The 15261-nt window shown below is 58.6% G+C and carries 15 protein-coding genes; 8 read left to right on the forward strand and 7 right to left on the reverse strand.

What is annotated here, in order from left to right; translation table 11 throughout:
* Nucleotides 1-126: 126 nt before the first annotated feature.
* Together AYT24_RS08535 and AYT24_RS08540 are read right to left on the reverse strand one after the other, a co-directional pair.
* Entirely contained in the window at nt 127-918 is a 792-nt protein-coding gene (locus tag AYT24_RS08535) for a TrmH family RNA methyltransferase (protein WP_010933546.1), read from the reverse strand.
* Nucleotides 915-1709, reverse strand: coding sequence for a hypothetical protein (locus tag AYT24_RS08540; RefSeq protein WP_010933547.1), 795 nt, complete (start codon nt 1707-1709; stop codon nt 915-917). Before AYT24_RS08540 ends, AYT24_RS08535 begins: the two co-directional genes overlap by 4 nt.
* Before the next feature lie 64 nt (nt 1710-1773).
* Between AYT24_RS08540 and AYT24_RS08545 the strand changes: the two genes are divergently transcribed.
* The 5 genes from AYT24_RS08545 (at nt 1774) to AYT24_RS08565 (ending at nt 7118) form a co-directional block, all read left to right on the forward strand.
* Complete coding sequence (locus tag AYT24_RS08545; protein ID WP_010933548.1) at nt 1774-3009, forward strand: peptidase U32 family protein; 1236 nt, start codon at nt 1774-1776, stop codon at nt 3007-3009.
* A 107-nt stretch (nt 3010-3116) separates the two neighbouring features.
* The gene (locus tag AYT24_RS08550; protein ID WP_010933549.1) at nt 3117-4196 is read left to right on the forward strand and encodes a 4Fe-4S dicluster domain-containing protein; all 1080 of its coding nucleotides are present in this window, start codon (nt 3117-3119) and stop codon (nt 4194-4196) included.
* A 53-nt stretch (nt 4197-4249) separates the two neighbouring features.
* Entirely contained in the window at nt 4250-5074 is an 825-nt protein-coding gene (locus tag AYT24_RS08555; RefSeq protein ID WP_010933550.1) for an FAD/NAD(P)-binding protein, read from the forward strand.
* Nucleotides 5075-5086: 12 nt separating this feature from the next.
* On the forward strand, nt 5087-5854 hold the full coding sequence (locus AYT24_RS08560) for an NADH ubiquinone oxidoreductase (RefSeq protein WP_010933551.1): 768 nt from the start codon (nt 5087-5089) through the stop codon (nt 5852-5854).
* A complete protein-coding gene (locus AYT24_RS08565) occupies nt 5844-7118 on the forward strand; it encodes a Ni/Fe hydrogenase subunit alpha (protein WP_010933552.1) in 1275 nt (424 codons plus the stop codon). The genes AYT24_RS08560 and AYT24_RS08565 overlap by 11 nt, the downstream gene beginning before the upstream one ends.
* 6 nt (nt 7119-7124) lie before the next feature.
* Here the strand turns inward: AYT24_RS08565 and AYT24_RS08570 are convergent, their stop codons facing one another.
* The 5 genes from AYT24_RS08570 to AYT24_RS08590 form a co-directional block, all read right to left on the reverse strand.
* Entirely contained in the window at nt 7125-7697 is a 573-nt protein-coding gene (locus AYT24_RS08570) for a hypothetical protein (RefSeq protein WP_226986804.1), read from the reverse strand.
* A complete protein-coding gene (locus AYT24_RS08575) occupies nt 7675-8103 on the reverse strand; it encodes an FKBP-type peptidyl-prolyl cis-trans isomerase (protein WP_010933554.1) in 429 nt (142 codons plus the stop codon). Before AYT24_RS08575 ends, AYT24_RS08570 begins: the two co-directional genes overlap by 23 nt.
* A gap of 189 nt (nt 8104-8292) precedes the next feature.
* Nucleotides 8293-9339 (reverse strand): mechanosensitive ion channel family protein, encoded by a 1047-nt coding sequence (locus AYT24_RS08580; protein ID WP_164927112.1) that lies wholly within the window; start codon nt 9337-9339, stop codon nt 8293-8295.
* 135 nt (nt 9340-9474) lie between these two features.
* Complete coding sequence (locus AYT24_RS08585; protein ID WP_010933556.1) at nt 9475-10674, reverse strand: protoporphyrinogen/coproporphyrinogen oxidase; 1200 nt, start codon at nt 10672-10674, stop codon at nt 9475-9477.
* An 86-nt stretch (nt 10675-10760) separates the two neighbouring features.
* Nucleotides 10761-11291 (reverse strand): gamma carbonic anhydrase family protein, encoded by a 531-nt coding sequence (locus tag AYT24_RS08590; protein ID WP_164927113.1) that lies wholly within the window; start codon nt 11289-11291, stop codon nt 10761-10763.
* A 204-nt stretch (nt 11292-11495) separates the two neighbouring features.
* Here AYT24_RS08590 and AYT24_RS08595 point away from each other — a divergent pair, with 204 nt between their 5' ends.
* From AYT24_RS08595 to AYT24_RS08605, 3 genes are all read left to right on the forward strand, one after another.
* Entirely contained in the window at nt 11496-12641 is a 1146-nt protein-coding gene (locus AYT24_RS08595) for a hypothetical protein (RefSeq protein WP_010933558.1), read from the forward strand.
* A gap of 156 nt (nt 12642-12797) precedes the next feature.
* On the forward strand, nt 12798-13532 hold the full coding sequence (lptB, locus tag AYT24_RS08600; RefSeq protein ID WP_164927114.1) for an LPS export ABC transporter ATP-binding protein: 735 nt from the start codon (nt 12798-12800) through the stop codon (nt 13530-13532).
* Nucleotides 13533-13680: 148 nt separating this feature from the next.
* Nucleotides 13681-15183, forward strand: coding sequence for a B12-binding domain-containing radical SAM protein (locus AYT24_RS08605; RefSeq protein WP_010933561.1), 1503 nt, complete (start codon nt 13681-13683; stop codon nt 15181-15183).
* Nucleotides 15184-15261 lie beyond the last annotated feature (78 nt).

The raw sequence follows: 15261 nt of genomic DNA on the forward strand, positions 1-15261 counted from the left end.
AAAGGAGCGCACACCATGCCGGTTCCTGCAACACTCCTCCCCGCGCAGCACCCCGGGAGCACCGAGCTCCAGCCCGGCAAGAACAACAGGGCGGACATACCGGTGCGCCCTGACAGAATTCATCAATTATCCATGTATCGTCGCCATCAGAATTCCCGCTGACACCGAGGCGTTGAGGGATTCTACGGCAGGTCTTGCTCCGGCGGGGGGAATGAGCAGCCGGCGGTCGGCGAGGGCGAGAATTTCGGCGCTGATGCCGTTGGCTTCGTTGCCGATGACGAGGACGCGGCGGGCGGGCCACTCAGCAAAGAAGCGGTAGTCCTGCCCGTCGAGCGCTGACGCCGCGACCGTGAAGCCATCGGCTTGCAGGCGGCGTAGCGTTTTGGCGAGGTCAGGCGTGGTGTCAATTGCGAGCGCGAAGATGCTGCCCGCACTCGACCGGACCGATTTGGCGTTGTACGGATCGGCGGTGCCGCGCCCGCAAATGACCGCCTCCGCGCCGAACCAGGCCGCCGTGCGGATGATCGTGCCGACGTTGCCCGGATCCTGCACGTCGTCGAGCGCCACGACGAACGAACGGGCGGATGCGGGCCGAAACTCGCCACTCTCCGGTTTCCGGAACGCCGCAACCACGCCCTGCGGCGAGGTGGTCTGTGCGAGACGTTTGAACTCATTCGGCCCGGCGAGCCACGCCTTTCCGGCGAAACGCTCCAGGCCATCGAGCTGGCCCGCCGCCTTTTCGTCGAACACAAGCGCGTGCAGCATCGACGGATCGGAAAGACTCTGAAGCAACTCACTGACCGTGCGCAACCCCTCGGCAAGAAACAGGCCTTCGCTGTCGCGATGCTTCTTTTGCCCGAGTCGCGCCAGACGACCCAGCATTGCCTTGCTCAGCGGCGGAAAGGATTCACGCCTCATCGTTTCTCCGTCGAGCGTTTGAAGCGCTCCATGACCGCTTTCGGATCATGGGAAAATTCGGTTGGCGGCGTACCCGGCCTCGACGACAGGTCGCTCGCGTCGAGCCCCACCGAAAAGCCTTCGCTGTCGGTTGCATCATCGTCGATGCAGACCTCTGGTTCAGTCATGCAGCGCTTGATGTAGTCGTCGAACGACTCCTTGTCGATGGAGAGCGACAGGGCTGGCGATTCATCGCTTTTGGTCGGCCCTTGCGCTGAAACCATTTCAACCACGAGAGCCAGCACTCGTTCGCGCGTTACGCCACCCATACCGGCCTTGCGTGCCATCGACAAAAAAGCGGAGTCGTCCATCGACTCGATGGTTTCACGCAGAGTGACAATGCCGCCGACCATGCCAGCATAGGCCGTGACGGCAGCCTTCAGCTCCTCGTCATCAGGAATCCGTTCCTTCGAAGCACCCGATGAAGAAGAAGGTGATGGTTTTTTGGATCTTGGTTTACGCACACCGCGCCCGAGAAACTCCTCGTCGATCTCGTAGTCATCGAGCAGATTGCCCACAAGCCCGTCGCGCCGAGCCCGCGCACGACGCTCCGAGACGCTCTCGACCTCCTCGCGACGCCCCTCCAACAAGGTGGACAAACCGAACAGCAGACCGACAAATCCGGCATAGAGAGAAAGGAACAGCACCATCCAGCCCTGATCGAAACTGCCAAACACGGCAACCAGAATTTCGGCGGCGATAAATGCTACGGAAATGCCGACAAGCAGAGCGGCTGTGAGGCGTTGGTTCATATCGTCAAATGAGTTGTTATATTTTGACCACTAAAGTAACGAATAATTCGCTTTTCGCCCCGACATGCCCGCCAAGCCTCAACTGATCTCGCCCGCCGGCGACTGGACTTCGATGCGCGCCGCACTCGATGCCGGAGCGGACGCAGTCTATTTCGGGGCCGAGGGATTCAACATGCGCGCCGCGAGCAAAGGCTTTTCACCAGGCGACTTCGGCGGCATCGCGCGGCTCTGCCGCAGCCATGGCGCAAAGGCGTACCTCGCGCTGAACTCGGTGATCTACGACGCCGAGCTCGACGAGGTTGACCGCACCGCCGCCGCCGCAAAAGCCGCCGGGCTCGACGCCGTGATCTGCTGGGACTTGGCGGTCATCGAGGCGTGCCGCCGCCACGAGATGCCGATCCACCTCTCGACACAGGCCTCGGTGAGCAACATCAATGCGCTCCGCTTTTACGCCTCACTCGGCGCGAGGATGATCGTGCTGGCCCGCGAACTGACGCTGGAGCAGACGGCGGCCATCACAAAATGCATCGCCGCCGAAAAGCTGCCGGTGACAGTCGAGAGCTTCGTGCACGGCGCGATGTGCGTGGCGATCTCCGGGCGCTGCTTCCTCTCACAGGAACTGTTCGGGCGCTCGGCCAATCGCGGCGAGTGCGTGCAGCCCTGCCGCCGTTCATACCGGATCGCCGACGTCGAGGAGGGCTTCGAACTGGAACTCGGTTCCAACTATGTGATGAGTCCGAAAGACCTCTGCGCACTGCCGTTCCTCGACAAGCTCTTCGACGCAGGCATCGGCGCGTTCAAAATCGAAGGCCGCAACCGCAGCCCCGAATACGTCGCCACCACCACCGCCGCTTACCGCAAGGCCATCGACTTCATCGCGGCGCACCGGAATGACAAGGATTTCGACGAGGCGTACCGCTCGCTGACCGACAGACTTCAGAACGATCTCGTGCGGGTTTACAACCGCGGCTTCTCCGAAGGCTTCTTCTTCGGCAAACCGGCGGATGCGTGGACAAAACACTCCGGATCGGCGGCGACCGAAACCAAGAGTTATGTCGGTGTCGTGCGCAAATACTTCCCTAAAGCAGGCGTGGCGGAAATCCTCGTCCACGCGCCCAGCGTTGATTCCGGCGTGAGGCTCTCGATTCAGGGCCCGGCGACCGGCCTCGTCACCGTGCCGGACGCGGAGTTGCACCTCGACGGCCAGCTCGCGAACCGAATCGAACAGGGCCAGATTTTCACCGTCCGGTGCGACCGTGTGCGCAAAAACGACAAAGTGTATGTTTTGTTAAAAAATTAACAACTCGTCTGTTTCCGGTCTCCCCCTTTTGTGTACTTTTACAGAAACGGCCCCAGCTTCACCGCAGATGCGTCGATAGCGGGCCACGCCAAAACGGGAGACAGCGAATGATCTACAAAGTCATCTCCAAAGACGAGTTCCGCAATTTCGTCGATGCCCTCGTCAGGGCGAACACCTCTTATGGGCCGCGCCAGGTTGATACCGACCGCAACGGCGAGCCGATCTACCAGTTCATGCCGGTCTCGTCGGCAAGCGAGATCGCCTTCGACTACACCGTCACCACCTCCTCGGCCAAACATTTCCTGATGCCCTTTCGCGAAGAGCTGTCGAAGTTCAGCTTCCGCGATGGCGACTGGGATCAGGAGGTGAAGTACGACGCGCCGCCCATCGTGCTCGTCGGCCTGCGTCCGTGCGACATCAACGCCATCAACATCCTCGACGAGGTGATGCTGAAAGGGCCGTATCCGTCGCCCTACTACCTGGCGCGGCGCAAGAATACCTTCATCATCGGCATGGATCACCTGCCGCTGCCGGACTGCTTCTGCCGCTCGATGAACCGGCACACGACCGACCACGGCTTCAACCTCTTCGCCTCGGACATCGGCGAGAGCTACTTCCTGTCGATCAACTCCTCGAAAGCCTTCAACTTCCTCAAGGAGTTCGAGACCACCGAGCCGACCGAAGAGGACGACTGCAAGCTCATCGAACGGCGCAAGCTGATCAAGCAGAGCTTCAAGACCAACGTCGAGGTGACCGGCCTGCCGGTGTTCCTCGACTTGGAGTTCGACTCGCCGATCTGGAAAAAGTGGGGAGACAAGTGCCTGAACTGCGGCTCCTGCGCGATGGTCTGCCCGACCTGCTACTGCTACAACGTCGAGGAACACTTCGAAACGAATCTCGAAAGCTCCAGCCGACAGAGGCGGCTCTATTCGTGCAACCTGATCGATTTCGCCGAAGTAACCGGCGGGCACAACTTCCGCCCGAAAAATGGCGACCGGCTCAAGTACCGTTACTACCACCACTACCGGGGGTTTGCGGTCAACGACAACCAGCAGATTTGCGTTGGCTGCAACCGCTGCGGACGCGCCTGCCTGGCCGGCATCAATCCGAAGGACGTCATCAACGACCTCAGACTGGAAAAAGAATCATGCGTGACCTGCGTTTCACCATCACCGGCGAAGACCTGAACCGCGAGCCGTTCGCCCGCACGAGCCCCGATTTCGGCAAGAAGTCGGAGGTAATGGTGACCGACCACGGCTACAAGTGCCGCATCACCAACATCGTGCCGCTATCGGAGCACGAAAAGCTCTTTCAGCTCCGCATCGTCGATCCGCGCGAGCGCGAGCTGTTCACCTTCAGGCCGGGCCAGTTCCTGATGCTCGAAGTGCCGGGCTACGGCGAAGCGCCGATCTCGATTTCGAGTGCCACGAGCAACCGCGAATTCATCGAGCTGTGCATCCGCAAGGCGGGCCACGTCACCTCGGCGCTGTTCGAGGCAAAGCAAGGCGCGTTTGTCGCCGTTCGCGGGCCGTTCGGCACCTCGTTTCCGATGGAGGCAATGCAGGATCACGACGTGCTGCTCATCGCGGGCGGCCTCGGCATCGCCCCGTTGCGCGCGCCGCTCTTCTGGATCAACGACCACCGCGACCACTACCGCAACGTGAGCTTTCTGTACGGCGCAAAGGAGCCGTCGCAGATGCTCTTCACCTACCAGTTTGAGGAGTGGAAGACCGTCAGCCACATCGACCTGCACACCATCGTCGAAAAACCGGATGACCAGTGGACGGGACGCACGGGAATGATTACCTTGCTCTTCGACGAGATCACGATCGACCCGAAGAACACCTGGGCGATTGTCTGCGGCCCGCCGGTGATGTTCAAATTCGTCTGCACGCACCTCGACAAACTCGGCATTCCGATGAACCGGATGTTCGTGTCGCTGGAGCGCCACATGAATTGCGGCATGGGCAAGTGCTGCCGCTGCATGGTCGGCTCGACCTTCACCTGCCTCGACGGCCCGGTATTCGACTACTGGAGCGTCATGAATCTCAAGGAAGCGATTTAAGGATTGACCACCATGAACCACCTCGGATTCGATAGAGAGAAAATCAGGATCGGCTCCTTCGACTTCACCTGCTGCGAAGGGTGCCAGCTCCAGCTCGCCAACAAGGAATCGACCCTGCCGGAGTTCCTCGCCCTGCTCGACATCAGGAACTTCCGCGAAATCTCCTCGGAGCGGCTGGACGATTACGACATCGCGCTGGTCGAAGGAAGCATCACGCGCCAGGATGAGGTCGAGCGACTGAAGGCGATCCGCGCCCAGGCCAAGACGCTCGTCGCCTACGGAACCTGCGCCTGCTTCGGCGGCATGAACGCGCAGAAAAACAAGTTCGACAAGGAGGAGTGCATCCGCACGGTCTATGGCGATAAAGAGATCGACACCATGCAAGAGTCGCACAAGATCAGCGACTTCGTGCAGGTCGATTACTCGATTCCCGGCTGCCCGGTGAACAAGGAGGAGGTCGAGCGCATCGTGGTGAGCATCGCCACCCGCTCGCCCATCTCGCTGCCGAAGTACCCGGTATGCGTCGAGTGCAAGCAGCGGCTCAACACCTGCCTGTTCGACCTCGGCGAGGTGTGCCTCGGCCCGATTTCACGCGCCGGATGCAACGCGGTCTGCCCAACCGGCAAGACAGTCTGCCTCGGCTGCCGAGGCCCGGCGGACGGCATCAACTACGACTCGTTCGTGCAGCTCGTTAAAGAGCACGGACTGAGCGAGAACGAAATGAACGAAAAGCTCGCATTTTACAACGGTTTCGCAGAGTATCTGAGCCATGAAGGTTGACTTCAACATAGACATCCACCACCTGCCGAGGGTCGAAGGCCACGGCGATATTCGCATTTCAGTCAGGGACGGCAAGCTCGTTGACGCCAAATGGGCGGTGGTCGAAACGCCGCGCTTTTTCGAGGTGATGGTGAAGGGACTCTCCGCCGAGCGGGTGCCGTTCCTCACCTCGCGCATCTGCGGCATCTGCTCGATCAGCCACTCGCTGGCCAGCATCCGCTCGCTCGAACGCGCCATGCAGATCACGCCGCCCGAAACGGCGCGAATCATCCGCCTGCTCGCCATGCACGGCGAGACGCTGCAAAGCCACGCGTTGCACCTCTTCTTCCTCGCCGCGCCGGACTTCATGGGCACGCCGAGCGTCGTGCCGCTCATGCAATCGCACCCGGAGGTGGTCGAGGCGGGCCTCTTGCTCAAGGAGCTGGGCAACGAACTGAGCATCGCCACCACGGGCCGCGCAACGCATCCGGTCAGCCTCGTGCTCGGCGGCGTCAGCAAAGCCCCCGCGAAGCAGCGTTTGGCGGAGATCAAACAGATGATCGCCGACCGCAAGCCGATGCTCGACCGGGCCACCGACTTTTTCATGACGCTCCGCGTGCCGGAGTTCGTGCGTGAAACCGAGTTCATCTCACTGCACGACGGCAAAAGCTACCCCTACATCGGCGGCAACCTTGTTTCGACCGACGGCGTGAAGCGCGACGAGAACGACTATCTGGCGATGACCAACGAGTACACGGTGGATTTTTCGACCTCGAAGTTCACAAGGCTCAGCCGCGAGTCCTCAGCCGCCGGAGCGCTGGCGCGGTTCAACAACAACTACGCCCAGCTCCATCCGCGAGCCAAAGAGGCAGCGGCGGCGTTCGGCCTCGAACCGGTCTGTCACAACCCGTTCATGAACAACATCGCCCAGCTCGTCGAGTGTCACCACCTCGTGGCCGACGCCGAAGAGCTCATCGACCGCCTGCTCGACGACGACCTGCGCAACATCAAGGCCGACTACAAGCCGCGAGCCGGAGCCGCCACCGGAGCCGTCGAAGCGCCGCGCGGCGTGCTCTACCACTACATGGAGACCGACGAGAGCGGCAAGGTGGTCAAAGGCGACTGCATCATCCCCACAACGCAGAACAACGCCAACATCCACTACGACCTCCACGCCCTCGCCGAGCAATCGCTGGCGCAAGGCATGGGCGAAAAAGAGGTTGAAAAGCTCTGCGAAATGCTGGTGCGCTCCTACGACCCCTGCATTTCATGCTCGGTGCACTGAGCATCTTTAAGCCACGTTCTCAATGACAAAAGACCCGAAAAATCGGGGCTTTTGCTTTGGTATTTCATTCTCCTGCCGGGCAGCAGGGGCTCTGGCAACTGATGAGCAGATTGCGGGCCGGGCGTTCTCGAAGTACTCGCCGTTATAGCCGTGCCTTGCAATCTCTATCACCGTCTCGAAAACATCGTCGCCGCCGACCGAAACCTCGTCACCGGCGAGAGACCATCCGGCGTGCAGCAGCTTGGTGGTGATCACGCCGGGATCGAGCGAATTGGAACGAACGGCATTGTCGCCGCTCGACAAGTCGAGGGTGAACATGATGTTGAAGAGCTTGCTCCGTGCATAGGCCTCGTAGCCCGACCAGCTTCGCTCGCCCTGCATGTTGCCGGGGTCGAACACGGAGCTGTTATGATCCATTGAACTCACATGCAGCACCGATCCGCCGTTGGCAATCAGTGCCGGTTTGACGACGCTCGTCAGCAGCACAGGAGCGAAGGCATCAAAAACGCCGTTCCGCCCGGGGAATTTGCGGAACGGAACGGCGCCCGGGATGAAATCAGAGGATTTCGACCAGTTCAAGTTCGAAGTTCAGGTCGAGACCAGCCATCGGGTGGTTGGCGTCGAGCGTGACGGTGGTGTCGGTCAGATCGACGATCATCACGATCACTTCGCCGCCGTCGGCGAGGCTGAGTTGCAACTGCTGGCCGATTTCAAGCGGAATTTCGGCAGGAATCCGCTCACGCGGAACTTCGGCGATAAGCTCTTCGGCTCTCGGGCCATACGCGTCGTCAACGGGAATGTTGACCGTCTTCTTCTGGCCCGGCTCCATGTCGAGCAGCGCGCGGTCGAAGCCGGGAATCACCATGCCGGTGCCGATGGTAACCTCCAGCGGCCCGCGCTCCACGGAGCTGTCGAAAACCGTGCCGTCATCATAGGTGCCGGTGTAGTGAACCAGAACCTTGTCGCCTTTTTTGGCCTGTGCCATAACTCGTTCTCCTTCTATCATTTAAAATCGGGACATCCGCCAGAAAGACCATCAACTCTCCAAAGAACCGAAAGCCAACGACTGCCCACACAAAAAAATTAACGTCCCAAGATAACACTTTTTGCCGGAGGTGACGGAAATAATGGGAAAAAGCGCTGCTATGATTGACCGAGCGACGTGCCCCCCGGCTCACTCCACCGGCAGCACCACGGCGTCTTCCTCGCCTTCGAGGGTTTGTGGGGGGAAAATAAAGGCGATCAGTTTTTCGCGGACGTGGCAGCGAAGGTTCCAGAGGTCAGTGGCGTTGGCGGCGCTGACAAGGGCGCGGAGTTCCATGGTGGCGTCGCCCGAATCGGTGACGTCGAGCCGGGCGATGCGTTTGTCCCAGAGCGGGCTTTTGGCGATGATCCGCTCGAACTCGCGGCGCACCTCAGCGACCGGAACATGGTAGCCAACCCGGAGCGTCACCGCGCCGGTCAGCTCCAGAGAGGTGCGCGTCCAGTTCTGGAACGGTTTGTCGATGAACCAGGTGATCGGCACAATGATGCGCCGCTCGTCCCAGAGGCGTACGACGACGTAGGTGAGCGTGATCTCCTCGACGCGCCCGTTCTCATTTTCGACCACCACGATGTCGCCAAGGCGCACCGGCTGCGTGATGGCGATCTGGATGCCCGCAATGAGCGTCTGAAGGCTGCGCTGGGCGGCGAAACCGATCACGATGCCCGCCAGCCCTGCCGAGGCGAGAATGCTCAGGCCGATCTGCCGCACGGTCTGGAAGGTCATGAGCACGCCGGCGATGGCCAAAATAACGACCAGCACGTTGACGATCTTCCGGAGCAGGCTGACGTTGGTGGTGATGCGCCGCGCCTCGATATCGCCCTTTCCGGCATCGCGGTAACGCTGCTGGATCACCCCTTCGACGACGGCAAACCCCCTGAGCGCGAACCACGAAACGCCGACAATCGAGCTGATGGAGAGGATGTGAGTCAGAAGCTCCTTGATCTCACCCGGCATCCGGACATAGTACACGATTCCGGCGAGGGCGATCAGAACAAAAAGCAGCCGGATTGGCATGAGAAGCCGGACAAGTACCGGAGCGCTTCCCGCTACGGTTTGCCTGATGCGTTCAAGAATCCGTTTCAGAACAGCATTGCCAAACAGATACAGCAGTACCGCCAGCACGGTAGCGGCCACCGGCATCATCCACGATTCGATCAGAGTCTCTGCGTTCATCATCGTCCGTTGATTGGTTCCTGGCGTTCGGCCCGATTCATAGCAAAAAGGTAGTGATGAACTCTAATGCCTGCAAACGCAAACGTCCCGAAGGGGGCTGCCTTCGGGACGTTCGGAAAGGGGTGGGGCGAGATGCCTTCAGCGCGAAATTTTCATGCGGTCGAACTCTTCGCGGGATCGGCTGACGCAGTCCTCGATGGCCATGCCGCCATAATAATTGCCAGTCATATAGAGGTTACGCACGTTGCCGAGCATCTGGTCGGTCTTCGAGGCCCAATCCTTGTGGCCAACGCGCAATGAAGGCACCACATTCTTTTTGGTGATCGTGTGCTCAATCTTCGACAGGCTGACGCCGAGCACCTCGGTGATTCGCTTGAATTTGGCGTTGTCGTCAAGGCCCGGGCGAAAGTGGAATGCAAAACCGCGGAAATTGTCGTCGGGCACGGTGTCGCGAGACACCATCGAGAAGAAGATGTCGTTCGGCGAAATGATCGCCGCCACAGGCTTGAGCGACACGTTGCTCTTGCGGATCACCACGCCAACCGAGTCAACATCAGCGTACCTGAGTTTGGTAAAGTGATCGGCAAGTCCCGGATTGATGTCGTGCACCAGCCTCGCTGCCGGAGCCGAGGGCAGCGCAATGACGAGTGCGTCACCGGCATACTCCTGACCGTCAGCGGTTTTGACGACATACTTGCCGCCGGAGGTCGAAACCGACTGCGCTGGCGAGCCGGTGTGCACTTCGATCCCCTTCTGGGCAGCGATGGTGAGGGCCACGCTCTGCAGGCCATTCTTGAAAGTATAGTTCTTGAGCACATCCTTCCGTTTCTCGCGGCTCTTGAACATCATGTCGGCCGGAAAATCGTCGGTCGGCTGCGACGGCACGGCGTTGAAGAAGTGGCTCACCGTGTTGCGGTAGTTGTTCTCTCCAACGATTTTGGAGTAATAGGCGCGCACCGACATGTTCTCCTTTTTGAGGAAAAAGAGGTTCGGAGCGGAACGGAGCAACTCGAAAATATTGAGCCCCGACATGATCGACGACACCTTCCCGTTCTTGAGCAGCGTGAAGGGTACCTTTGCGCGAGGAATAATGGTATCGGCGATACCGCAGCCTTCGACAATGCCGAGCAGGTTCTGGTAGGAGCTGTAGCAGGTGTGCGCACCCATCTCCAGCCAGAACTTGTCGCTGTTGCTCGAAAACTGGGGAGAAAAGAACGAACCGCCGACGGCGTTCTCTTTTTCGATCAGTGTGGTTTTCATGCCGGCCTGCGAACAGTAAAATGCCATGCTGAGTCCGCTGATGCCGCCGCCGATAATGACTACCTCTTTTTGCGCCATGAGAAAGCTGGTGATGGTTCGTAGAAAAAAATGATGTGTAATGTAGTGAAATCATGACAGAAGATCATGGCAAAACGTAACGGGCTTTACCGGCCCTCATAGCCCTCTTCACGATAGTGCGCCACGTAACGCACGTAATTTTCCGGCGACTCGGCGATATTGGCACGCTCCTCCTCGGTGATCGGACGGATCACCTTGGCCGGAACTCCGGCGACCAGCATTCCCGAAGGCACCCGAAAGCCCTGCTTGACCAGTGACCCGGCAGCCACGATCGACCAGGGTTCGACGACGCAATGATCAAGCAGGGTAGCGCTCATGCCAATCAGCACGTTATCCTCCACCGTGCAGGCGTGCAGCGTGGCCGCATGGCCGATCGTGACGTTGCTGCCGATCTTCAGCGGGCCGGTATCGTGCGTCACGTGTAGCGTCGCATTATCCTGCACGCTGGTTTTTTCGCCGATGGTGATCGGGCAGACATCACCCCTAACCACCGCGTTGAACCAGATACTCGAATGCGCGCCAATCTTGACGTCGCCGATGACGTAGGAGCCTTCTGCCAGAAAAACAGAATCGTGAATCTCCGGGTGCATCCCCCGATATGACATGACCTTTCTCATGAGACGGATAATTGAAATTTTGGACGATTACAAACTCAAGTTTCAGGTTACCGTTTTTTCACCCAACTTGAAAGGGCGCCACGTAAAATAGAGGATACATCGATGCACCCTCTTCGGCCCGGGTTCATTTTTCGTTGTAAACTGGCGTTTCCGGTGCTTACATTTCAAGGCAAGCATCACCATCAGTAACACAAGCGGAAGCACATGAAAAAGATTTTGCTCTCTCTGGCGCTTCTTTCAGCGGCCATGCTTTCAACGCGGCCATCGTTCGCTTTCGGGCATGAACTTCTGGATGAACCTCTGGCAATAATTGCCGACCAGCAGGCAAGTCTGGAGCAGACCGCAAAAAACAGCACTTACGAACTCCTGGTGGCCAAAAGGAGCATCACTCTGAAAAACGGAGTCTTCAAGGCTGGCGACAATCCGGACAATTTCATCGAGGCCAGACTGGTGCGTTCTGTGATCTGCGACCTGAACAAAGACAACAAACCCGACATCGCGGTCATCATCGAGCACCACGGTATGGGCAGCGCCGGATTTTTCGAACTGTCCGCCCTGCTTTCCGGAGCAAAGGGTTTCACGCAGACCAGGCCGGTGCTGCTTGGTGAAAACATCGAAATCAAAGAGTTCAGCGTTTCCTCAAACATGTGGCGACCGGAAGAGCTGGACATTGTGTATCTCGGTCACCAGGAGTCCGACTCCCACGCAAACCCGACCGAACAGAAACGCGCACGCTATTTCCTCGACGACGACGGCCAGCTCAGCAACGATTTTTCGCACATCCAGATCGTCAAAAAACCGGCGCTCTATCTCTATCCCGTCAGAACCACAAAGATCGAGGTGCGCCTGTCGCCGAAAGGCAAAGTCATCCGGACGATTCCCGACTACAATAACCGCTGGCGCGTTACGGTACAGAAGGACGGAATGATCGATGGCCAGTACCATTATCTCTTCTACGAAGCCGCGCTCGACAAAAAGATCGAATTGCCCCGCCGCGGCTGGTCGGTCCGGTATGGTGATCTCGCCGGCTGGTTCGACAGCCATCTGCATGAGATGGGGCTCAACCGGGCGGAAGCTGAAGACCTGAAAGAGTACTGGCTCAAGAACCTTCCGGATAGCCCGTATTACACCATCAGGCTGATTGAGCCTGATGTCGTGAACAAGCGTCTCGGCCTGAAGATACACCCGAAACCGGACAGCGAGCTCAGGGTGCTGCTCAATTTCACCCCAACCGAAAAACCCGAGAAAATCAAGGCGCCAAAGCTCACCAGCTTCCGGAGAAAAGGGTTCACTGCGGTCGAATGGGGCGGCATCCTCGATGATGGCCGCATGGCTGAGAACGTTCACTGACCGGTAATTTCCCGGACTCTGAGCTTGCGGCGACGGGTTCGGGGATGTTTCAGCGTCATGACAGCAGAAGGATCGCTCTCTCTATTAAAAAAAGAATGAACAGGCAAAGCCAACTGGCCGCGCCGACACTGACAGGCAATTTTTGAGTTGAATGTTATGGGTTCGATACTGAGCTGTACCAATCTCAAGAAAGTTTACAACAAGCGCGAGGTGGTCAAAAGCTCGACCCTCGAAGTAAAACAGGGCGAGATCGTTGGCCTGCTCGGCCCCAACGGCGCGGGCAAAACCACCACGTTTTACATGATCGTCGGGCTGGTCAAGCCCGATGCGGGCCAGGTGCTGCTCGACCAGGAGGAGATCACCAAGCTGCCAATGTACAAGCGCGCACGCAAAGGCATCGGCTACCTGCCGCAGGAGGCCTCGGTATTCCGCAAGCTGACCGTTGAGCAGAATATTCTCGGCGTGCTCGAATTCACCACGCTCTCCAAAGCCGAGCGGCAGGAAAAAACCGAGCAGATGCTCGAAGACCTGAACATCGCCCACATCCGCAACAGCATGGGTTACGCGCTGTCGGGAGGCGAGCGCCGACGCACGGAGATCGCCCGCGCACTGGCGCTCGACCCGCGCTTCATTCTGCTCGACGAGCCGTTCGCGGGCGTCGATCCGATTGCCGTCGAGGACATCCAGCAGATCGTCGAGGACCTGGTGAAGCGTAACATCGGTGTGCTCATCACCGACCACAACGTGCACGAAACGCTCTCGATCACCGATCACGCCTACCTGCTCTTCGACGGCAGCATCTTCATGCACGGCACGCCTGAAGAGATCGCCGAAAACACCGAAGCCCGCAAGCTCTATCTCGGTGAAAAGTTCTCGCTCAACCGGTATTGAAAAAGGCTGAACGCAAGAGTTTTCTTCTTTTTGACAAACCTGTTTCTGAACTTGACCTGACGTTGAACCGGTGGCTCTCACGCCCGGCACCGGACGCTTTGCCCCGGCTCGAATGACCAATCCGCAACGCTATCGGAAAGAGAAGCCTATGAACATTCTGCTGCTCTATCCGGAATTTCCGGACACCTTCTGGAGTTTCAAGCACGCCCTCAAGTTCGTCAGAAAAAAGGCATCGCTGCCGCCGCTCGGCCTCCTGACCGTGGCTTCAATGCTTCCGCCCGCCTGGCAGCGGCGGCTGGTCGATCTCAACGTCCGCAAGCTCCGCAGTGAGGATATTGCCTGGGCTGACCTTGCATTCGTCAGCGCGATGGCCGTGCAGCAGGATTCCGCTCGCGAGGCAATCGCACGCTGCAAGGCTGCCGGATTGCCGGTGGTCGCCGGAGGCCCGCTTTTCACCACCGGTTATGCCGAATTTCCCGAGGTTGACTATTTCGTGCTGAACGAGGCTGAAATCACCCTTCCACGCTTCATCGCGGATCTCGAAAACGGAGTTCCGGAGCGCTACTATACCGCCGATGAATTCCCGGCGCTTGGTTGCACACCGGTACCGGAGTGGAAGCTGCTCGACATGAAACAGTACGCCTCAATGGCCATACAGTTTTCGCGCGGCTGCCCATACCGCTGCGATTTCTGCAACGTCACGGCCCTGTTCGGCCACAAAATCCGCACCAAAACCAGCTCACAGATCATCGCCGAGCTGGAGGAACTTCGACGGCACGGATGGCAGGATAGCGTCTTTTTCGTGGACGACAACTTCATCGCCCACCGCGCCTACCTCAAAAAAGAGCTGCTTCCGGCGCTGATCGAATGGCGAAAAACGAAAGGCGCAACCAACGAGTTCTACACGGAGTGCTCAATCAATCTGGCCGATGATGCCGAACTGATGAAGCTGATGGTAGACGCGGGTTTCAACCGGGTGTTCATCGGCATCGAAACGCCGGAAGTCACCGCTTTGCAAGCATGCGGCAAACAGCACAACACCTCGCGCGACATGCTCGACAACATCCGCAAAATCCAGAATGCAGGCCTCGAGGTGCAAGGAGGCTTTATCGTGGGCTTCGACAGCGACACACCGTCGATCTTCCAGAAACAGATCGAGTTCATCCAGAAGAGCGGCATCGTCACCGCGATGGTTGGCATTTTACAGGCCCTGCCTGGCACGAAGCTTTATGAGCGACTGAAAAACGAGGGACGCCTGTTGCCCCATTCAAGCGGCGACAATGCAGACGGCAACACCAACATCGTGCCGATGATGGATCCCGAAATCCTGCGCAGGGGGTACAGGGAGATGATGAAGCACCTCTATGCTCCGAAATACTACTACCAGCGCATCCGCACGCTGCTGGAGGCGTACCGGGCCCCACAACTGAAAAGCCGTTTCAGGATGAGCCAGTTCATGGCTTTCATGCGCTCGACAGTGATGCTTGGCGTCATTGGCAGGGAACGTTTCCAGTACTGGAAAATGCTCGCCTGGACGGCCGTAAACCGTCGGCAGGCACTGCCGCTGGCGGTAACGCTTGCCATCTACGGCCACCATTTCCGGAAGGTCTGCTCCCTGCATCTGAAAGAACGGCAACATGGAAGTATATGAACTTCAGATCATCACGGATTTGTATGTTCACATAATAAAGATTATTATAAACTTTCTGGACAACGGTTGGGCCAGAGG

The organism is Chlorobaculum tepidum TLS (assembly GCF_000006985.1).
In the GTDB taxonomy this organism is placed as follows: domain Bacteria; phylum Bacteroidota; class Chlorobiia; order Chlorobiales; family Chlorobiaceae; genus Chlorobaculum; species Chlorobaculum tepidum.